The sequence below is a fragment of the Microbispora sp. NPDC049633 genome, assembly GCF_040675265.1.
In the GTDB taxonomy this organism is placed as follows: domain Bacteria; phylum Actinomycetota; class Actinomycetes; order Streptosporangiales; family Streptosporangiaceae; genus Microbispora; species Microbispora maris.
The window spans coordinates 16,071-36,341 of the sequence record NZ_JBFAOO010000013.1 but is presented as its reverse complement, the minus strand read 5'-3'; the positions used below and the strand labels follow the sequence as shown (position 1 = coordinate 36,341).

Sequence of the window (20,271 nt, the reverse complement as noted above, 5' to 3'; positions counted from 1 at the left end):
TCATGGGTGGCTGGGGGGCCCTGATCGCCTCGCCCGCCATCGACCCAGGCAAGCCCAGCAGACCGGCTCCTCCGGCTCAAGGCCGGCCGTGACCGATGGCATCCGATGACCGAGGAACCGCGACCAGGTTGACGTACACGCGAGGCCGGCCTTGCCCCTCCGTCCCCGGCCTGCTGCCGCTCCGCGGTGGGTCGACGGCGTACGAGGTGATCAGGGCGGGCCGACGTTTGTGCTAGGTCGTACGCTGTTGCTCCTCCATGAAGATCAGGATTTCAGCAGCTTCGCGATCAGTGAGCTTCGACCATCGCACCCCAACTTGAAAAGCAGAGTGGGAGGCAGGATGAATTCTCCCCTCCCACTCTCGGAGTTGAAGCTCAATCTTCACGGCGAGATCTCTGGTCAGTTCAGCTTTTTCTGTCTCGATGTTAGATATGTGTGCACCTGATACACCGACTGCGATTGCAAGTTGTTGTTGCGTCTTTCGAAGAGCGGTTCTGCGCTTATAGATCTCATCGGCGAATAGCAAGCTGTTTCCTAGAGGTGGGACGATCAGTTCGGTCATGTAAACGTTTGTGCACCGTTCTTGAGGCTTTCCCAGGTGCTTGCACTGGCGATGACGGACTCACTCGCGAGCAGGTAGCCCCACCTGTCGTGAACATTGTCGCTGGCGTTCACGGTGGAGATCCAAGCGCGGGCCGCTTCTCGCTTCGCAATAACCAGGGCGCTGGTCATTTCCGCGTCGGCTTTGCCTTCGATGATCCAGTAGATTCCGGCGTCGTCGATCACAATGAAGTCCGGCGCATATTGGCGCTGAACCGCGCCCGTCAGGTATGTGATGCGGAGAGGAACCGTCTCGTTGATTCGTATCCACGCCTTGACTCCCGTACTGGTTTCGAACAGCGACGCCAGTCGGAACTCAGTGGAGTACGCATCGAACGCGTTGATTTCGTACACCGACCGTGTCCACCCTTGGTAGGGGTAGCCGCGGGTGAAGTCTTTGCTGCTGGTGACGACGTGCCGATCTGCCGGTGGGCGAGTCTCCCACCGGTCCGGCGGTTCGGGCCACCGCACCTGAGTGACTTCCTTGACTTCTCGCGCGGGGCTGGAGGTCTGCTTGGTGGAGATCCACTCAGTTAGTCGGGCGGTTGCGAGCCTTCCGTGCTCGGGTCTCCAGGGGGTGCGCTCGCTTACCTCAGCCCCGGCCAGAAACGCACGTGCAACAGCAATGGCCGCGTTCTGCTCACTAACGGTTGCGGCGACGCCATTGGTCACCATCAGCCGCCGCACTAAGTCTTGCTCAATAGTCTGGAACGGCATGGCGATCTGCGTTGCGAAGACCGCTTCGACTTGATCTGTAATGACGAGCTCGGCCTGCCCTTGGCTGTTGCGCTGCGCATCCAGGGCCTTGCGGCGAAGCGTGGGGGCATTGTCATGGGAGAACTGCCGCCCTAACGCCTCCACATCTGTGAGGTTGAGCTGCGTGAGGGAGAAGGGGTCCCGTTCCCACCGGGTCGTCACCCTGGGCAGGAACAGCGGTATCTTCACCCCGCCAGGCGTCCGCGGCGTGAAGGTCCTCGTTAGCGTCGTTGTGGACGTTTCTCCCGTCGTGAGCCGGTTGTCCACGGTCGCCAATCCGATGCCGACGTGGCTCTCGCCGGCCGTTCCCGGTTCCTGATCGAACAGTCCGAGCTGGTATTGGTCAGCCGCAGCATTCCCGGGTAGCCGGATCTCGACCGCGCTGGCCTCGCTGAGATCGCCTGCGGATATGCCGCCGTCTACGGTCACGGGTAGGCCGGGGGAGCTCTTACCTGGCGTGGGATTGACTACAGCGGTGGCATCTGCGGAGCGCTCACCGAGGGTCTGCTGTAGCAAGGCCTTGGCCTGCTTAAGCAGGTCCGCGAATGAACGGTGAGATAAGACCTCGACCGTGTCGAGCATAGGATTTCCGGTTCGTGTACCGAACGGCAGTCGCAGCCCCCGCCCAAGGATCTGCTCGGTGAGCAGTTGGGACTCCATGGCGCGGACTGCTGCGATGACATAGATGTTCCGCACGTCCCAGCCCTCTTTGAGCATGGAAACCGACACAACCGCGCGGATAGGAGAACCTGGTTCCTCCAGGGTGTCGAGCAGTGCCAGGGTCTTGTCCGGTTCCTCACTCGTGACCAGGAGAACTTGCTTGGAGGAGCCGAGCATGTCGGGTCCGGACAGGATATCGCGCAACCCAGCGGCTTCCTCAATAGTTTGGGCGACGACGAACATGATCGGCTCGATGTAAGGCTGCTTTGTCTGTGTGCAGTACGCCCGCATTGCTTTGGCTTTGACGTCGAGAAGTGCGACCCCGTCCGCCATCTGAGTCCGTAGGTCACTGATTCGGTCTTGACGAGAGACAAGGACGGGAATCTTCACGTACCCATCGGCGATCGCCTCGGATAGCGGATAGTGGTAAATAATCTTGTCTTTGCTAGCCTCGTGCGGGGTGGCGGTCAGCCCGATCAAAGCCAGTGGATGCATCTCGGAGATCGCCGATTGGAATTTCTTGGCGTTGCCTGAGAAGTAGACGTGATGCTCGTCTGCGATAACGACGAGGTCATCTGCGGCCTGCAGATAGCCGTAGAGAGCCTGGCCAAGTGTCTCGTGCTGTCGGTGGGCTCGGCGCGCGTCCTTCGTGTCCGGCCGCAGCAAGGACTGAACGGTGAACACGAACACCTTGAACCGGTTGGGATCATCCAGTGCCGTCGCGACCTCGCCGCGCTCCAAGGTGTCAAGAGTGATAACGAGGGGGTTCGATTGCAGCCCGCGCAGATACTTCGGATGGCCAGGAGTGAGGTTGGCAACCGTCTTCTTCTGAATTGTTGAGCCGGGAGTCACGATGACGACGTTGCGCACGCCGCACTCGTACAGGTAGTCGAGCAGTCCGCCTGCGATGTAGGTTTTGCCGACGCCAGTAGCCAGATCCGTGATCAGCTCAATACCGTTCTCGGCGGCATCAAGCGCCTGTGCGATCGCGTCGAGGGCCGCCTGATTAGGGGCCCGAAGATCAAGCGTATGCACGACCCGCTCTACGAGACTAGGGTCATAGGCAATGGTCACGGTCAAACCCCCTCTCGGCGCAGCACTCGGCGAACGCCATCCAACAACAGATCCCTTGGGGCCTTGCAAAGACGGGACCCCCGGGACAACTCGGTAAGGAGTTGTTCCGCGCCAGGTAGAACGATTTTCGCTACTACGGTGACCCGCTCTTTCTCTCCGAGCGCGGCAATAATGTGCCGGAGCTCCTCCGATCCCACTGCGCCATCAATCACTGCGAGACGCATTCGGCCACGTATCCCGCAAAACGGAGCAGCGTCGGGCTGCCAGTCGAAGCCCAACTGGCCGGCCACGGCGCGGGCGAAGGTTCCGTTGGTCGCCCAATCAGCCAGTAGCACGCCGTAGGGGCTGACCTCATAAATCGAGGGACTCACAGTGACCGACCGGAACCCTCCGCCCCCCGACCAAAGCACCTGCGTCTGCTTTACTTTCCGCCCGAGCCGTTCGATGAGCTTCAGACAGTCCCCTAATTCGGGAGAGTCGAGCTTGAACAGGCCAGCATCGGCAGCGGCCTTGAGCGACTTGGCTGCCGTCGCGAAGTCATCGGCTGTAGTTCCGGCCGGTAGCTCTGCCGTAGCCGCAACTTCGGTGACTTGTTGGCTGATTCCTGCATCGTCAGCTCCGTCAACAACCTCACGCAGCCGACTGGTCATGTACTGAGAGACACTCATGGGACTGATGTCGGCGGTGATCCAACGGCGCCCCATCTTGTGAGCGACAGCGGCGGTGGTACCGGATCCGCCGAACACGTCCAGGGCTACGTCTCCCCGCTCTGTTCCCATAGTCAGGATGCGCTGTAGCAGGGCTTCGGGCTTCTGCGTGTCGTACCCGCGACGTTCCTTCGAAGAGTTCGCGACCCGGGGGATGTCGTCCCATAGATCTCCCACCGCGACCCCACTGTCCTCGCGTAGGTAACGCTTGAATTTGGGCACGCTGTTTTCCCCGGGCGGCCAGTGGATGTAGCCAGCTGTGTCTAGCAGATCCAGACGCTGGCGGGTGGGGAGCGTTTCGGCCTCGCCGTCGGTGACACCTTCAACGGTTGGTGCTGCCCAGTGCCGGTTCCTTCCAGGGGGCTTGCGCCCCCTCCATAAGTCACCTGAGTCGCCAGTGCGAGCACCCGGAGCAGTCAAGTCGCCGAGCATGTAGCGCCCGCGCTCGTCGGAGTAGCGGTACTCCGTGGCCAGGTGCTTATCAGTAAGTGGCAGCAACACTGGCCGCAGGCTGCTTCGCTCGGTTCTGCCGTAGACCAGGATCGTGTCGCACATCGTTCCTAGGCCTCGGCGGGCAGAGGACTTGCCTTGGGTCCGTCTCCAAACGACCTGATTTAGGAACGTTCCTGCGCCCATGATCTCGTCCATCAGGCAGCGCATCCGGTGAACCTCGGCGTTGTCGAGGTGGACCCAGACCGAACCGTCAGGTGCGAGTAGCTCCTTGATCAGCAGTAGCCGGTCCCGCATGAATGAGAGCCAGGTGGAGTGCTCCATCCAGTCGTCATAGTGCGCGAACGCCTGCCCAGTGTTGAACGGCGGATCGAGGTAGACCAGCTTGATCTTGCCTCTGTACTCGCGACGGAACTCGGGTACTTCGCAGAGAATCCGGAGTACATCCAGCGAGTCTCCGGTGAAGAGCAGGTTGTCCGCATACGGGTTGGTGTCGTTGACCTGCCCGTAGGAGCCGGTGAAATCTGCCAGTCTTACCTCAGAAGCGGATGGGTGATCACGATCGACCCATACGGGCTTGCCTGAATCGTCCCGGGGGATTAGTAGGAACCTGTCCTTCTGGGGCCACGTGAGCTCTAGCCGGACGTTCTTAGCCTGCTCGTCGCCTCGCATCGCACTGGATCGAGAGTTTGCATGCGTGTGGACAGTAGTTAGCTGACCGTGGGGGGCGACGGTGTGCATGCGCTGATCTTGCCGTAACCCAGTAAGCACGTGCACCGGTTGCGCCGAAGTGAGTCGGCAAAGTTAGCAGTTCCCGCCTGGGGAGCTCTTTGCGGCTCACGGCCCTCGCTCTGGGCGGTTGCATCAGCCAGCGCGGCAAGTGAGACACCACCGCAACGGAGACCGATGCTATTGACGCATGCCACCGGCCGTGCGCTGGCTGGACTACCGGACCCGACCGGTGATGAGGCGATGCCACCAGAGGTGAGCCTCTGTATGGCGCCAGCCGCCCGTGTAGGCGTGCTCTGGTGGTTCGGACTGAATGACCTTGTGAATCATGTAGAGACCGCCGCAGGAGACCAGTTCGTAGACCACGGCCTCGCAAGCGCAGGTGTACTCCACGACCCGGTGCCGACGGCTCCGCGGCTCTGAAGACCAGAGCAACTTCACGCGGTTCGGAAGAGCCCGGCCGAGGTGTAGGGCGATCCCGGGGCAGTCCCAGTCAGCTTCGTCGTCCTGGGGGAGGGCGGCAGGCTCCATAGACTCAGCATAGACCTCTATAGACCTTACTAGAGGTACCTAGGTGTTTTTGGAGGTCAGGAGGCATCTATGGTTGGTCGCCGTGGCGGAGGAGAGCGACTTCCCAGAGATCGACCGCGACGGCCCGGAGCTCGTCTACATGGTCGTGGCCGACCACATCGCGGGCCGGATCGAGCGAGGCGACCTCAAGCCGGGGCAGCGGCTACCTTCGGAGCTGGATCTCTCCGAGCAGTACGGAGTGGCACGGATGACCATCAGGCGAGCCATGAAGGAGCTGCGGGAACGAAGCCTCATCCGCAGCGTCCACGGCAAGGGCACCTACGTACAGGCGCCGCCGGCCACGGAAGCTGCCGTCACGGACGAGTGAGCCCGGCCGGAGAGGTCGGCAGTGCGCGACTGTGCCCCATGCATGCCCACGATGACAACAAGAGGCGCAGCGGAGAGCGGTTGCGCCAGCTCAGAGGGTGCGCCGAGGCGGGGTAGCGGGACCCCTTAAAAGGGCTGTGGTGTGGGTTCGAGTCCCACCGGGGGCACTATCCCCTTCCAGCACGAAAAGCCGGCGGCCAGCACGAGTCCGGCCACCGGCTGATCTGCCCGGTCCGGCCGAGAGATGCCGACTGCTTGCGCGCCTCAACCGTGCCTGCCCCGGAGAGGATTAGCCGCCAGTAGTCCGACTCGAGTTCGAGTCGCCGCTTGGGTCCGCGAACAGCCAGCTCCACGCCCATCATGATCAGGTGTGTTGCGACAAACACTAGAACCCGCGCATCGTCTGAGGGTCAGTTTGCAGGCGCCGTCGATACCCAGGAGGTGTGAGAGAAGCGTCCAACTTCAGAAGCCGCAGCCTCCGTCATCATTAGAGCTGTGCGGTCGGCGGAGGAGTGGGATCGGTGTCTTGGGTGGGCCGTCGAGTTGATCTCGGAAGACCCAGCCCGGCGAAGGCGGGCGCTGCAGTATCTACAGGGTTCCGACGAGCGGCGTGCCAAGGCATTGGCGGAGTTCAATGAGGTCTGGCAGCACGGGGAATCGGCAGGTTCCGAGGTGCTGTTCCGGTGGTGTGCTGAGCGGGACAGAAGGCTTCCCGATGCGCTCTGGGAGTACGTCCCCGTCGAGTCGTACGCGCAGTGGGGCGGACTGAAGTACCTCCTGCTCTATCTGGAGTGGGAGTCCCGTTATCCGGACGAGTGGATGGCCAATGCCAAGAGCTGGGGAACCAAGGGCGGAGGCTTGCGCGATCTAACCAGGGCTCTGCCGTACCTGCCGGACGAGATAGTTGATCAGCTTGCGCGCCTGGTGTCTCTGGCGGTACGCCGTGAGCACCGCGTGGAGGACATGCGATACGCCATTCTCGCCAGGGCTGTAGGCGGCGGGCGGCTGAGGCCGCTGCTGGCTGAGATCGCCGGGGACGGCCACGAGAAGATCCGTTTACGTGCGCGCTATCTCCTGTGGTTGCTCGATCATCCGGAACTGCCGACGCCCAAGAGCAGCCAGTGGGTGGCGTGGTTGAAGAGTCAGGGATAGCTCGAAACCGTTGCTCGCACTGCTAGTAGCCGGCCTCGGTTGCGTCTACGGGAGCGGTGTACGAGTTTCCGTTGATCCGCGACCGGGCGGCCGGTGACGCAGGTGGCCCGGGCCCTGACGGGCATGCGTAGATCTTCTTCTGACATTTGCCATGCGGAACCCATGCTCGGATACATTTGTGCATGCGTTTTGTCCCTTTTGTTATGGTTCTTGCTGGTTTGGTGGTGGGTACCGCCTCGCCGGCATCGGCCATCACCCACGGCTCGGTCGATCATGCGGATCACCCGGAAGTGGGCGCCCTCATCGGCGACAAGCCGGAACGCGACGGCACCTGGGCGTACTGCACCGGCACTCTCATCTCGCCGACCGTCTTCCTCACTGCCGCCCACTGCGGACATGAGGGGCAGAAGACCGCGCGGGTCTCCTTCGCCGGCCGCTACCGGGCCGGGGACACGCTCTACACCGGGCGCTACGTGCCCGATCCGCGCTACAGCCGCAAGAGCGGGCTCTACGACATGGCGGTCGTCGTCTTCTCCGACCCCGTCCCCGGTATCACGCCGGCCACGCTGCCTTCCCTGGGCCTGCTCGACCGGCTCAAGGCCGACGGCAGTCTGGGTGCCGCCCGGTTCACGCCGGTCGGGTACGGCTCGGTGGACCCCACGAAGAAGGCGCACGGGTGGCGGTTCCACTACACCGACACGCGCAGCCAGACGACCATCTCCTTCAAGCGCCTTCGCGGCAGGTGGCTCGAACTGGCGCCGGACCCCTGGGGCAAGGAGGGCGGGACCTGTTACGGCGACTCGGGCGGCCCCAACTACCTCGGAGGCTCCGACTCCAAGCTGCTCGTGGCCACGACGATCAGCGGAGTGGACGACGCCTGCCGGTTCACCAACCTCGACTACCGCCTGGACACGGCATCGGCCCGGAAGTTCCTCGGCGAGTACGTCGCGCTCCCCTGAGGCCGCCGCAGTGGGGTTATAGACATATGCCCCCACTGGGGGTATGAATAGGGCATGCCTAAGATCAACGTCTACCTGCCGGACGATCTCGCGGAGGCGGTCAAGGAGGCGGCGCTGCCGGTGTCCGCGATCTGCCAGCGCGCACTGGAACAGGCGGTCCGCCGGGTGGCCGCCATCCGGGAGAGCGTCCTCGGCGAATTCGAGATCGACGACCCCCGCCTGTCGCACTTCACGTCCAGGACCCGCGCGGTCCTCCGGCTCGCGCTGGAGCGGGCCAGGGCCGAGGGCGCCTCCGGAATCGGCACCGAGCATCTGCTCGCCGCGATGCTGGCCGAGGGGCAGAACCTCGCCCTCCACGTCCTGCGCGCCATCGAGATCGAGCCCGCCCTGCTCGAACGCGACCTCGCGAGCGGCCGGTCGCCCGCCCCCGCCGGCGCGGCGGGCCCCGAGCAGGCGGCCGGGGACGGGGGAGCACGGGAGGACGGTCCGCGCCGCTTCGACATGGCGGCGGCCAACGCCCTCGAACTGACGGTCACCGAGGCCCACGCGCTGGGGCACAACTACATCGGGTGCGAGCACCTGCTGCTCGGCCTGGTAGCGGAGCCCGACGGGGTCGCCGGGCAGGTGCTGCGGGCCAGGGGCGCCGAGCCCCGCCTCACGCGGCGCGCGGTCAGCGCCGCGCTCGCCGGCTACGTCCACCTACGGGCCCAGGGCCAGGACACCTCTCAGAACATCTCGCAGAGCGCCACCCAGAACGTGCCGCAGAACGCCGCGCAGATCGTGGCGGCGGTCGTCCGGCAGGAGATCGCTCCGCTGCTGCGGCGCGTCGAGCGGCTCGAGCGGCACGCGGGGGTCGCCGCGCCCACCGAGGACGGCGCCTCGTGAGCGGACGCGTGCTGCTGGTCGCCACGGGCGACGTCATGGCGTACGCCCGCCGGACGAGCCGTCCCGGGCTCGCGACGGCCGCGGACCTGCTCGCGGCCGTACCGGGCGACCTCGGCGTGGAGGTGGTGACGGAGGACGTCCAGGCCGAGCCGAGCTGGGACACCTCGCCCGCCACGATGCTGCGGCTGGCCCGCCGGGCCCGCGCGGCCCTGCTCGACGAGGGGTTCGACGGCGTGGTCGTCACTCACGGCCTGGACACGATCGAGGAGACGGCCTTTCTCGCGGACCTGCTCGCCGGGCCCGCCGCACTGCGCGGCGGCATCGTGCTGACCGGGGCCGTCCGCGGGCTCGACGAGCTGTCGAGCGACGGCCCGCGCAACCTGGCGTCGTCACTGGTCGCCGCCGCCGATCCCGCTCTCCGCGGCACCGGCGCGGTGGTCTGCGTCAACGACGAACTGCACGCGGCCCGCTGGGTCACGATGACCGACGCGACGGGCGTGGCGACCATGTCCTCCGCGCCCGCGCCGATCCTCGGGCGGGTGGTGGACGGGCGGGCCGAGCTGACGGCCACGCCGCCGCCACGGCCCCCGGCCGCACCGGGGGAGCCCGAGACGCACGTCGCACTGATCAAGACGTACCCGGAGATGGACCCCGTGCTCCTCACGTCCGTCGTGGACGCCGGCGCCAGGGGTGTCGTCCTGGAGGGCACCGGCGCCGGGAACGTCCCGGTCACCCTGTTCGCGACCATCGGCGAACTGGCGGAGTGGGACATCCCCGTGGTGGTCGCCTCGCGGTGCCGGACCCGGCCGGTCGCGCTGGAGGACCTGCCGCTGGGGCTGGGGCTGGCCGCGAAGGTCGGCGCCATCGGGGCACGCGGGCTGGCCGCAGTGAAGGCCCGGTCCGCCCTGATGGTGGCGCTCGGCGGAGGCGGGCGGCAGGCCGTTCGGGACTGGTTCGCCCGCCTCTGACCGCTGTCAGGCGTGCCCTTCGTTCGCCGGTCCCGGCGCCAGCTCCAGCTGCGCGGTCTCCGCGTACGGGCTGGGGGCGCGGCGGCTCCCGGCGTGCGCGGCCGTGGTGTCGGTGTTCGGCGGGCAGCCGGAGACCGGCAGGCACAGCACGAACATGGCGCCGCCGTACGGCGACTCGGCGGCCACGAGCGTGCCGCAGTGGGCGCGGGCGATGTCGCGGGCGATGGCCAGGCCGAGTCCGGTGCCCCCATGACCCCGGCTGCGCGCCGTGTCCGACCTGGCGAACCGCTCGAAGATCCTCTCCCGTTCGCGCGCCGGGACGCCCGGGCCGTCGTCGCCGACCCACAACTCGACGTAGCCCTCGTCACGCCGGAGCCCGACCTCGACCACGCTCCGGGCGTGCCGCTGCGCGTTGTCGAGCAGGTTGGTCAGCAGGCGGGCGAGGTGACGCGGCGCGGCGTGCATCCTGACCCCGTCCGCCAGCTGGAGGCGCACGGGGATGCGGTCCGTCCGGCGGGCGACCTCGTCCCTGACAAGCGCCGAGACGTCCACGGGTTTGCGGTCCGGGGCGGTCGCCCCCACCTTCGCCAGCAGGAGCAGGTCGTCGATGATCCCTTCCAGCCGCTCCACGTCGGAAAGCGCGTCCCGGAGCAGCGACCGCAGATCGGTCTCGTCGGGATGCAGCTGCGCCTCCTCGAGTTGGGTGCGCAGGCCGGCGAGCGGAGTGCGCAGTTCGTGCGAGGCGTCCGCGGCGAACTCGCGCTGCCGCCGCAACGCCCGCTCCGTGGTCAGCTTCGCCTGTTCGATGCGGGCGAGCGTGCTGTTCACGGTGCGGGCGAGCCGCGCGATCTCGTCGTCCCCGGTCGGTACGGGCACCCGGGTGTCCAGGTCGTGCACGTTGACGGCGGCCAGGTCGCTGCGGATGGCCTCCACGGGCCGCAGGGTGCGTCCGGCGACCACCCAGGTGGCCCATGCGGTGAGCAGGACGAGCACGGCCACCTCCACGGTGAAGAGCAGGTCGAACATCGCGACGGGGGTGAAGCCGTCGATCGGGCGTCCCGCGTAGACGACGGGGGAGTCGGGCCCGGGCGCCACCCGGAGCGCCGACAGGCGCAGGCAGCCGATCCCGTCGTGCACGCAGGCCTGCAGGTCCTGCATCGGATCCTGCTGCGACGGCCAGAAGGAGCTGATCGGGGCTATCCCCCGGGCGGCGGGCGACGCGGCGAGCACCCGCCGGTTCGGAGCCACCACCTGGACCAGACTGATCCCGGCCACCTGCGGGGTGATGATGTCCCGCAGATGACCGCTACGCCACGCGGCGGCCGTGAGCGCGGCCTCCTGCCGCGCGTCGAGCCAGACCGCGGTGGCGAACGCCTGCCGGGCCAGCACGCTGCCCAGGAACCCGGTGGGGATCAGCAGCAGGGTGGCGAGAGCCGTGACGAGGACGGTGATCCGCCCTCGGATGGAATGAGGCCGGAACCTCCGCAGTAACGGTGGGCCGCTGGCGTTCATCGCCGTCCTCCTTGCGATGACTGCGCACTCGCGGCGGGCGGTCGCCTCCGTGTGATCGACGTGGCCGTCCCGACGGCGTGCTGTGCCTGTCTGTTTCGGAATGAGAGGCTCGCAACGGCAGGCGGAGTGGTCACTAGGGTTCTGCCTGGTCAGGCCGCTACTTCTCGGCTCCGCACCACGGTAACACTAGACTTGAAGCCATCAAGTAAAGGAAGTGTTCAAGTTTGTACTCTGCTTGGCGGGGACGGGCCAATTTCCGTGGGCGTCGGCGGGAACTCGCGCGAAACCCTGATCGTTCCCACTGTGGTGGAGTGGCGCTCCCACTTGTAGGGGCACCGCTCCTCGGGCACCATCCCCACTAGGCCGCGCAGCGGCTGATCAGTGAGTCGCGTCCTGGAGGAAGCGAATGGAGAGTAAGAACCCCATATTCAGTCGGCGCGGGGCGGCTGGTCAGCAGGCGTGGGCCGGTCCGACGCCCAGCGTGCAGCAGCTGAATCAGATGTACGCCACGCCCTCGTACGCTCCCCCGGGAGCGCGGACCATGACGATCGACGACGTCGTGGTGCGCGGCTTCATGACCCTTGGCACGCTCATCGTGTCGGCGGCCCTGGCCTGGTACCTCAACCTCGGCTGGGGGCTCGCGGCGCCGGCGATGATCGTGGGCCTGATCCTCGGGCTCATCGTGTCGTTCAAGCAGAGCACGAACCCGGCGCTGATCCTCGGCTACTCGGTGTGCTACGGCATCGCCATCGGCGTGCTGAGCCACATGTACAACGAGGCCACCGACGGCATCGTCCTGCAGGCCGTGCTCGGCACGATGGTCGCCTTCGGCGGCACGCTCGCGGTGTACACGCTGAAGATCTTCCGGCCGACGCCGAAGTTCGCCAAGTTCGTGATCGCCGCCGGGTTCGCCGCGGTCGGCCTCATGCTGCTCAACTGGATCGGGAGCCTCTTCCTCTCGGGAGGGTTCGGCCTGCGCACCGACAGCCCCATCGGCTGGATCTTCAGCGTCGCGATGATCCTGCTGGGCTGCTTCTTCCTGCTGCTCGACTTCAGTGAGATCGAGCAGGGGGTGCGGGCCGGCGTGCCGGAGCGTTACTCGTGGCTGATGGCGTTCGGCCTGACCCTGAGCCTCGTCTGGCTCTACCTGGAGATCCTCCGCTTCATCAGCTACTTCACAAGCAACGACTAGCCGTACGGGCGAAACGGGGCGCCGTTCCTTCGGGAGCGGCGCCTTTGTCGTGCTATAGCAGGATCCGGTGATCCGCACCGTAACTTTCGATCAACATCTTGTAACAAATCTATGCCGCTGAGGGCTTGTCAATCGCGGACCGGTGATGCACTGTGACACAAAGCCGCCTTTTCCGTGGAGGTGCCCATGTCGTTGAACCACTCACCGGAGACCCAGAACAAGCTGATCGCCCGTGTCCCGTCCATAACCGGGCGAGAACTCCCAGAGTGGTTCGAAGCCATCGACAACGGCCCGTCGTTCCTGCGCTGTGACGAGCGGGCCAACTGGCTCGCCGACGAGCACGGGCTGAGCCACGGCTACGCCGCCGCGATCGTCCTCGAGCACGAGCGGCGTCGCCGCTTCTAGCGAACACCGGAGCGCGGGAGGGGGCAGTGCCGTCCCGCGCACACAGCACCAGCAGCGACCCGCCGGGCAACAGAGCCCGGCTCTCAACCTCGAGCAGCACGCGACCTCAAGAAACACTGAGCGCCCGCACCGGTCCGGTGCGGGCGCATCATTGTTCTATGGATCTCGACAAGGCGCGTGAGTTCGTCAGGAAGAACCACCGAGCAGTCATGCTGACCCGGTATCCGGACGGGCGACCGCAGACTTCCCCGGTGACCGTTGGCTGCGACAAGGACGGCCACATCGTGATCAGCAGTCGCGAGACGGCCGTCAAGACCCGCAACCTGCGGGAGAACCCCCAGGTCGTGCTCACCGTGATGACCGACGCCTTCTACGGCGAGTGGATGCAGATCGAGGGCACCGCTCGGATCATCTCGCTGCCGGACGCGATGGAGCATTTGGTGCAGTACTACCGCGACATCAGCGGCGAACACCCGGACTGGGACGACTACCGCGCCGTGATGATCCGGGACAAGCGGGTGATCATCCAGGTCGAGCCCACCCGCGCCGGCCCCGACTACCACGGCTGACGTGACGCCGGTCCCGGCGCGGGCCGGGACCGGCGTCGACGCCGTCGCTCAGGACAGCCGCTCCAGCACCATCGCCATGCCCTGGCCGCCGCCGACGCACATGGTCTCAAGCCCGATCGACTTGTCGTGGAACCGGAGGCTGTTGACCAGCGTGGAGGTGATGCGGGCGCCGGTCATGCCGAACGGGTGGCCCACCGCGATCGCCCCTCCGTTGACGTTGAGCCGCTCGATGTCGATGCCCAGCTCCTGGTAGGAGGGGATCACCTGGGCGGCGAACGCCTCGTTGATCTCGACCAGGTCCACGTCGCCGATCGACATGCCCCCGCGGGCGAGGGCCTGCCGTGACGCCTCGATCGGGCCCAGCCCCATGATCTCGGGGGACAGGCCGGTGACACCGGTCGACACGATCCGGGCGAGCGGCGTGATGCCCAGCTCGGCGGCCTTGGTGTCGCTCATGACGATCACCGCGGCGGCGCCGTCGTTCAGCGGGCAGCAGTTGCCCGCCGTCACCGTGCCGTCCGGCCGGAAGACCGGCTTGAGCTGCGAGACCGCCTCGTACGTCGTGCCGGCCCTGGGGCCGTCGTCCTTGCTCACCACGCTGCCGTCGGGGAGCGTCACCGGGGTGATGTCGCTCTCCCAGAAACCGTTCGCGATGGCCTTCTCCGCGAGGTTCTGCGAGCGCACGCCGAACTCGTCCTGCTCGCGCCGCGAGACGCCCCTCAGCGCCGCGACGTTCTCGGCCGTCTGGCCCATGGCGATGTAGACGTCCGGCAGCACGCCGTCCTCGCGCGGGTCGTGCCACACGGGGGCCCCGCCCTTCGCGGTCTCCTCCGTCCGCGCCTTCGCCTCGTCGAACAGCGGGTTCTGCGCCTGCGGCATGTCGGAGCTGCCGTGCACGAAGCGGGAGACGGTCTCCACGCCGGCCGAGATGAAGACGTCGCCCTCGCCCGCCTTGATGGCGTGGAACGCCATCCGGGTCGTCTGCAGGGAGGAGGAACAGTAACGGGTCACGGTGGTGCCCGGCACGTTGTCGAGCCCGAGCAGCACGGACACCACACGCCCCAGGTTGTGGCCCTGCTCGCCGCCGGGGAGCCCACAGCCCAGCATCAGGTCGTCAACGTCGTTCGGGTCGAGCTGCGGCACCTTCGCCAGCGCGGCGCGGATCATCTGCGCGGTCAGGTCATCCGGGCGGATGTCCTTGAGTGACCCCTTGAAGGCGCGGCCGATCGGTGACCGCGCGGTCGCCACGATGACTGCCTCGGGCATGTGACTCTCCTGCCTGATCTCGGGCCCCTCCACCCAGGGTTCGGGGGGCCTCCTCCCCGGAGGTTACCCCTCGGTACGCCGCCCGCCACGCTCTGGGCCCCACTCACCAGAACTTTGTACTAATGCACAGTGTTTCCCGCTCGCTCGTCGGGGCGCTCACTCCCGGCGTCTTCCCTCGTCACGTGCTCGCTCGTTCCTCGCTGCGCGCGTTCCTCAGTCCAGACCGCCGGCGCGCCCCTCCGGCTCGCTCGGTGTTTCCCGCTCGCTCGTCGGGGCGCTGGGGGGCTCGTGTTTCCCGCTCAGCCGTACATGCCGGGGGTGGTGGCGGTGCCGTCGTTGACGGCGTGGAGGGCGCCCTTCTCGTCGCGCCACAGGCGCCAGCCGTTCTGGCCGCCGGTGAACCAGGAGGGCGGCGCGGAGGAGGAGTCCTTGCGCTTGCCCGTGGCCAGGTCGAACTCGCACAGCGCCGCGATCGAGTAGAACCCCGGGGTCATGCCGCGCAGCGGCAGCGGCTTCGGGTCGGTCACGCAGAACGACCACCCGGTCGCGCCGCTCACCGGGGTCGGCTCGCCGGTGCTGAGGTCGAAGACCGAGCCGGGCGCGTCGCGCTTGAGGAAGCCGAGCTTGTTCATCTCGGGCGGGAAGGCCAGCCACCAGCCGGTGCCGGGGACCTGCGTGGGCGTGATTTGTCCCAGGACCCGTCCGGTCTCGGCGTCGAGCCGGGCGAAGCCGCCGTACTGGCCCTGCTCGTCGACCGGCCGGACGACCGGCGCGTACGCCGGGTTGCCGCTGGGGTAGACGCGGACGACGGACGGCCGCATCCAGTCGACGGCGCCGTCGGTGAGACGCGCGGAGAACAGGCCGAACGTCGAGGTCTCCTTGGTCTGGGGGTTGGTGTACGGCGCGACGTATCCGATGATCTTGTCGTCCGTCGCGCCGAAGGCCCAGCCTCCGCTCAGGTCGACGCCCGGGCCGAGGGCCTGCTCGATCGGCAGCTGCCAGACGGTCTTGCCGTCCTTGATCGTGCGGGCCTCCAGCACCGGGTGGGACGCGAGTCTCAGCAGGACGACCTTGGTCGGGTCGGACCACTCGACCTCGGCGATGCCGGGCAGGCGCCACTTCACGGCCCCGTCACGGGGGTCGAGGACCACGACGCGGGCGGACGAGAGCGCGGTGTCCTCCGAGACGCAGACGTACGGCCCGCAGCGCTGCGGCCCGAAGGTGGACCGCACGGGCCGGACCCACTTCTGCTGCCCGGTGCGGGCGTCCCTGGCCACCAGCGTGGCGCCCTTGCGGTCGGCGGCGGGGTCGAGCGCGACCACTGCGGCCTGCCCGCCGCCGGTCTCCACGGTCGCGGGAGCCTGCACCCCCATTCCGGGAAGGCGGCCCACCATCGTCGCGGGGTGCGCCCACAGACGGCGGCCGGTGGCGAGGTCGAGCGCGACGGTCTCCAGGGAGCCGTCGGACCGCATCGAGGTGGTCGCCGCGACGCCGCCGCCCGTGGTGGCCCGGCTGACCGCGTTCACCTGCGTGTTGTGCCAGGCCGGGTAGTCCTTGGCGGCCTCGTCGCCGCCGGAGCAGCCGGTGAGGGCGCCGCCGGTCAGCAGGGCGGTCGCGGCGAGGGCCAGAGCGGGTTTCACGTGGTTCACCTGGGGCCGGATCATTTCGCTCCTACAGGGGGTGATGGCCCGGCCGCGGAAGGTGACCGGCTCTAGGCGTTCGGAAGCGGCCCGGGTCTCCGGCGGAGCAGCGCCGCCCACCGTCCGTGGGGGCCGACAGCCCGGCCGGCGACACGGGTCGCGGTGACCTCGGTGCCGGGTTCCTCCACGGCCATTGCGGCCAAGAGGTATTGCGATCCTTCGACGCGCACGGGTTCCGGCTCGGGCCACAACCCCAACGCGGCGCATACAGACGGTAGCACTGCGTACGCGGCTTGTAGGTAACCTCGGGCAGATGGATGAAAACGATCAGGTCCGAACATCTCGGCCGGGTTCGCGTCGAATTCCGGCCCGAGCAGGTCGGCGAACGCCACGGTCCGCCCGCCCGCCTCGATGACGGCGACCGTCTGGGCCGCGGCGAGCTGCCGCGACCAGCGCCGGGTGACCCACCGGAGCGGCTGGGCGATCGGGCGGACGGTGCCCAGGTCGGGACAGGTCCCCACGACCACCTCCGCGCCGGCCTCGCGCAGCCGGCGCACCGCCTTCTGCAGGTGCCGTACGGCCCGGGCCGGCAGGGTGGCGGTGGTCACGTCGTTGGCCCCCACGAAGACGACCGCGATCTCCGGCCGATCCTCCAGCACGCGGTCCACCTGGACGCCGAGGTCCACCGACGCCGCGCCGGACTGGCCGGCCACGGTGAGGCTGACCGGGCGCTCGGCCACGGCCGCGAGGCCGTACGCGATCCGGACGGCCGGGGTGTCCTCGGGGCGGGTCATGCCGAGGCCGACCGAGGTGGAGTCGCCGAGCACGGCCATCCGGATGGGCTCGCCGGGGAAGGCGCCGTATACGCCGTCGGCCCGAGGGCCGTCGAGACCGTGCGGCTGTCCCACGATCCGCCGGGCCAGGACGGCCTCGGCCATCAGCAGGCCGTACGTCACGGCTCCCAGGGCCGTGAGCCCGCCTCCGCCCACGGCGGCGGCGGTGGCGATGCGGCGGGCGGCACGCACCGCGCCGGACGTCCGGACCACCCGTCCTCCCCATGCTCACGGTACGGTTTGAGGGAGAAATTAGCCGAGTTCCGGCCACCCCTACCGGAACCCCGGCTGACGGCAGGCTGACAAGCTTCGGCAAACAAGGTGGTCATCGCGGTGCGCGTACACGACTCGCTGGTGGAGCTGATGGGCAACACCCCGCTCGTCCGGCTGCGCAAGGTCACGGCGGGCGCGCCCGCCCAGGTCTTCGCGAAGGTGGAGTACTTCAACCCCGGCGGTTCGGTGAAGGACCGCATCGCGGTGCGGATGATCGAGGCGGCCGAACGGAGCGGCGAGCTCAAGCCCGGCGGCACGATCGTCGAGCCGACCTCCGGCAACACCGGCGTGGGCCTGGCCATCGTGGCGCAGGAGAAGGGCTACCGCTGCCTGTTCGTCTGCCCCGACAAGGTCGCCCAGGACAAGATCAACGTGCTCCGCGCGTACGGCGCGGAGGTCGTGGTCTGCCCGACCGCCGTCTCGCCCGACCACCCCGACTCGTACTACTCGGTGTCGGACCGGCTGGCCCGTGAGATCCCGAACGCCTGGAAGCCCGACCAGTACTCCAACCCCGAGAACCCGGCGAGCCACTACCACTCGACCGGCCCGGAGATCTGGGAGCAGACCGAGGGCAGGATCACCCACTTCGTCGCCGGAATCGGGACCGGCGGCACGATCAGCGGGACCGGGAAGTACCTCAAGGAGGTCTCCGGCGGCCGGGTGAAGGTCATCGGCGCCGACCCGGTCGGCTCGGTCTACTCCGGCGGCACCGGCCGTCCGTACCTCGTCGAGGGCGTGGGCGAGGACATCTGGCCCGCCACGTACGACACCGGAATCTGCGACGAGATCATCGCGGTCTCCGACAAGGACTCGTTCGGCATGACGCGCAGGCTCGCCCGCGAGGAGGCGCTGCTCGTCGGCGGCTCGTGCGGCATGGCCGTGGTGGCGGCCGTACGGGTGGCCCAGGCGGCCGGGCCCGACGACGTCGTGGTCGTGCTGCTGCCCGACGGCGGCCGCGGCTACCTGTCGAAGATCTTCAACGACGAGTGGATGGCCGACTACGGCTTCCTCACCACGTCGAGCGAGGAAGGCCTGGTCGGCGACGTGCTGGGACGCAAGACGCCGGGGCTGCCCGAGTTCGTCCACGTCCACCCGCACGAGTCGGTCGGCACCGCCATCTCGATCATGCGGGAGTACAACGTCTCCCAGCTGCCGGTCATGAAGGAAGAGCCGCCGGTCATGGCGGCCGAGGTCATCGGCTCGATCGTGGAGCGCGACCTGCTGGAGGGCCTCTACCGCGGCCGGGTGCGGTCCGAGGACGAGATCGGCGCCCACATGTCCGCGCCGCTGCCCATGATCGGGTCCGGTGAGCCGGTGGCCCGGGCGGTCGAGGCGCTGGAGAAGGCCGACGCCGCCGTGGTGCTGGACGACGGCAAGCCGGTGGGCATGGTCACCCGCCAGGACCTGCTGGCCTTCCTCGCCAACCACTGAGCCGATCACCGAGCCGATCACTGGGCCGATCACCGAGCCGATCACTGGGCCGATCACTGGGCCGCCACTGGCCGGCGGCTGACGCGCCGCCACCGGGACCAGGCCGGCCGGGCGGCTACGCTCGACGCCATGAACCATGGTTTCGAGACGCTGGCCATCCACGCGGGCCAGGAGGCGGACCCGCACACGGGCGCCGTCGTTCCTCCCATATACGCCGTGTCCACCTACAAGCAGGACGGCGTGGGCGGCCTGCGGGCGGGATACGAGTACAGCCGGTCGGCCAACCCGACCAGGACCGCCCTTGAGGAGGCGCTGGCCGCCGTCGAGGGCGGTGTGCGCGGGCTGGCCTTCGCGTCAGGCCTCGCCGCCGAGGACACGCTGCTGCGCACGGTCTGCAAGCCCGGTGACCACGTGGTGATCCCCGACGACGCGTACGGCGGCACCTACCGGCTGTTCTCCCGGGTGCTCCAGGAATGGGGGGTCACCTTCGACCCGGTGCCGCTCGGCGATTTGGACGCGGTGCGCGCCGCCGTACGGCCGGAGACGAAGGCGATCTGGGTGGAGACGCCCACGAACCCCTTGCTGAACGTCGCGGACATCGCCGCGCTGGCGAACGTCGCGCACGACGGGAGCGCGGTGCTCGTGGTGGACAACACCTTCGCCTCGCCCTACCTGCAGCAGCCGCTCAGCCTGGGCGCGGACGTCGTCGTCCACTCGACGACCAAGTACGTCGGTGGCCACTCCGATGTGGTCGGCGGCGCGCTGGTGACCCGGTCCGCCGATCTCGGCGAGCGGCTGGCCTACCACCAGAACGCGATGGGCGCGGTGGCCGGGCCGTTCGACGCCTGGCTCACGCTGCGCGGCCTCAAGACGCTGGGCGTGCGGATGGACCGGCACTGCGACAACGCCGAGCGCGTGGTCGACCTGCTGCTGTCGCACCCGAAGGTCGTCCGGGTGCTCTATCCGGGCCTGCCCGAGCACCCCGGCCACGAGGTCGCGGCCAAGCAGATGCGGCGTTTCGGCGGGATGGTGTCGTTCCGCGTCGAGGGCGGCGAGGAGGCCGCCGTCGAGATCTGCAACCGCGCCAAGCTGTTCACGCTCGGGGAGTCCCTCGGCGGCGTCGAGTCGCTGATCGAGCACCCCGGCCGGATGACTCACGCGTCGGCAGCCGGGTCGCCGCTGGAGGTCCCCGCCGACCTGGTCCGTCTGTCGGTCGGCATCGAGACCGTCGACGACCTCCTGGCCGACCTCTCCGAGGCCCTCGGCTGAGTGAGGTCTCCGCGCCCGCTCCGCGCTCTGTCCGACGCGCGCTC

At 67.9% G+C, this 20,271-nt stretch carries 17 protein-coding genes and 1 tRNA gene; 11 read left to right on the top strand and 7 right to left on the bottom strand.

Translation table 11 applies throughout. The features are described from left to right. Positions 1-232 precede the first annotated feature (232 nt). Genes AB0J39_RS05855 through AB0J39_RS05845 form a run of 3 tightly spaced genes read right to left on the bottom strand, consistent with a single transcriptional unit; the run spans position 233 to position 4,988 of the window. On the bottom strand, positions 233-562 hold the full coding sequence (locus tag AB0J39_RS05855) for a helix-turn-helix transcriptional regulator (protein WP_363462269.1): 330 nt from the start codon (positions 560-562) through the stop codon (positions 233-235). Continuing rightward, complete coding sequence (locus AB0J39_RS05850; protein ID WP_363462267.1) at positions 559-3,090, bottom strand: DEAD/DEAH box helicase family protein; 2,532 nt, start codon at positions 3,088-3,090, stop codon at positions 559-561. The genes AB0J39_RS05855 and AB0J39_RS05850 overlap by 4 nt, the downstream gene beginning before the upstream one ends. Before the next feature lie 2 nt (positions 3,091-3,092). Continuing rightward, a complete protein-coding gene (locus tag AB0J39_RS05845; RefSeq protein WP_363462265.1) occupies positions 3,093-4,988 on the bottom strand; it encodes a site-specific DNA-methyltransferase in 1,896 nt (631 codons plus the stop codon). Positions 4,989-5,589: 601 nt separating this feature from the next. On the opposite strand from AB0J39_RS05845, the gene AB0J39_RS05840 reads away from it, so the two are divergent. The 6 genes from AB0J39_RS05840 (at position 5,590) to AB0J39_RS05815 (ending at position 9,837) form a co-directional block, all read left to right on the top strand. Beyond that, a complete protein-coding gene (locus tag AB0J39_RS05840) occupies positions 5,590-5,874 on the top strand; it encodes a winged helix-turn-helix domain-containing protein (protein ID WP_363462263.1) in 285 nt (94 codons plus the stop codon). A gap of 84 nt (positions 5,875-5,958) precedes the next feature. Further along, positions 5,959-6,040: transfer RNA gene (locus tag AB0J39_RS05835), tRNA-Leu, on the top strand. Positions 6,041-6,416: 376 nt separating this feature from the next. Further along, positions 6,417-7,025, top strand: a complete 609-nt coding sequence (locus AB0J39_RS05830; RefSeq protein WP_363462261.1) for a hypothetical protein — start codon at positions 6,417-6,419, stop codon at positions 7,023-7,025. 290 nt (positions 7,026-7,315) lie between these two features. After that, positions 7,316-7,984 carry a trypsin-like serine protease gene (locus AB0J39_RS05825; protein WP_363462259.1) on the top strand — a complete coding sequence of 223 codons (669 nt, stop codon included), beginning with the start codon at positions 7,316-7,318 and terminating at the stop codon, positions 7,982-7,984. A gap of 54 nt (positions 7,985-8,038) precedes the next feature. Then, positions 8,039-8,869 carry a Clp protease N-terminal domain-containing protein gene (locus tag AB0J39_RS05820; protein ID WP_363462257.1) on the top strand — a complete coding sequence of 277 codons (831 nt, stop codon included), beginning with the start codon at positions 8,039-8,041 and terminating at the stop codon, positions 8,867-8,869. Beyond that, positions 8,866-9,837 (top strand): asparaginase, encoded by a 972-nt coding sequence (locus AB0J39_RS05815; RefSeq protein ID WP_363462255.1) that lies wholly within the window; start codon positions 8,866-8,868, stop codon positions 9,835-9,837. Before AB0J39_RS05820 ends, AB0J39_RS05815 begins: the two co-directional genes overlap by 4 nt. A gap of 6 nt (positions 9,838-9,843) precedes the next feature. Here the strand turns inward: AB0J39_RS05815 and AB0J39_RS05810 are convergent, their stop codons facing one another. Next, positions 9,844-11,349, bottom strand: a complete 1,506-nt coding sequence (locus AB0J39_RS05810; RefSeq protein ID WP_363462253.1) for a HAMP domain-containing sensor histidine kinase — start codon at positions 11,347-11,349, stop codon at positions 9,844-9,846. A gap of 406 nt (positions 11,350-11,755) precedes the next feature. Here AB0J39_RS05810 and AB0J39_RS05805 point away from each other — a divergent pair, with 406 nt between their 5' ends. From AB0J39_RS05805 to AB0J39_RS05795, 3 genes are all read left to right on the top strand, one after another. After that, positions 11,756-12,541, top strand: a complete 786-nt coding sequence (locus AB0J39_RS05805; RefSeq protein WP_363462251.1) for a Bax inhibitor-1/YccA family protein — start codon at positions 11,756-11,758, stop codon at positions 12,539-12,541. A gap of 186 nt (positions 12,542-12,727) precedes the next feature. Continuing rightward, on the top strand, positions 12,728-12,946 hold the full coding sequence (locus AB0J39_RS05800) for a DUF4287 domain-containing protein (protein ID WP_169983440.1): 219 nt from the start codon (positions 12,728-12,730) through the stop codon (positions 12,944-12,946). 158 nt (positions 12,947-13,104) lie between these two features. Then, a complete protein-coding gene (locus tag AB0J39_RS05795) occupies positions 13,105-13,515 on the top strand; it encodes a PPOX class F420-dependent oxidoreductase (RefSeq protein WP_169983439.1) in 411 nt (136 codons plus the stop codon). A gap of 48 nt (positions 13,516-13,563) precedes the next feature. Here the strand turns inward: AB0J39_RS05795 and AB0J39_RS05790 are convergent, their stop codons facing one another. The 3 genes from AB0J39_RS05790 to AB0J39_RS05780 all read right to left on the bottom strand — a co-directional run bounded on the left by AB0J39_RS05790 (position 13,564) and on the right by AB0J39_RS05780 (position 17,467). Further along, positions 13,564-14,781 carry an acetyl-CoA C-acetyltransferase gene (locus tag AB0J39_RS05790; protein ID WP_363462248.1) on the bottom strand — a complete coding sequence of 406 codons (1,218 nt, stop codon included), beginning with the start codon at positions 14,779-14,781 and terminating at the stop codon, positions 13,564-13,566. Between the two features lie 299 nt (positions 14,782-15,080). Then, entirely contained in the window at positions 15,081-16,421 is a 1,341-nt protein-coding gene (locus AB0J39_RS05785) for a PQQ-binding-like beta-propeller repeat protein (RefSeq protein WP_363462246.1), read from the bottom strand. A 71-nt stretch (positions 16,422-16,492) separates the two neighbouring features. Beyond that, positions 16,493-17,467 (bottom strand): SGNH/GDSL hydrolase family protein, encoded by a 975-nt coding sequence (locus AB0J39_RS05780; RefSeq protein WP_363462244.1) that lies wholly within the window; start codon positions 17,465-17,467, stop codon positions 16,493-16,495. A 120-nt stretch (positions 17,468-17,587) separates the two neighbouring features. Between AB0J39_RS05780 and AB0J39_RS05775 the strand changes: the two genes are divergently transcribed. Beyond that, positions 17,588-18,958, top strand: a complete 1,371-nt coding sequence (locus AB0J39_RS05775) for a cystathionine beta-synthase (RefSeq protein WP_363462242.1) — start codon at positions 17,588-17,590, stop codon at positions 18,956-18,958. A gap of 129 nt (positions 18,959-19,087) precedes the next feature. Beyond that, positions 19,088-20,227, top strand: a complete 1,140-nt coding sequence (locus AB0J39_RS05770; RefSeq protein ID WP_363462240.1) for a cystathionine gamma-synthase — start codon at positions 19,088-19,090, stop codon at positions 20,225-20,227. The last annotated feature ends 44 nt before the right edge of the window (positions 20,228-20,271 follow it).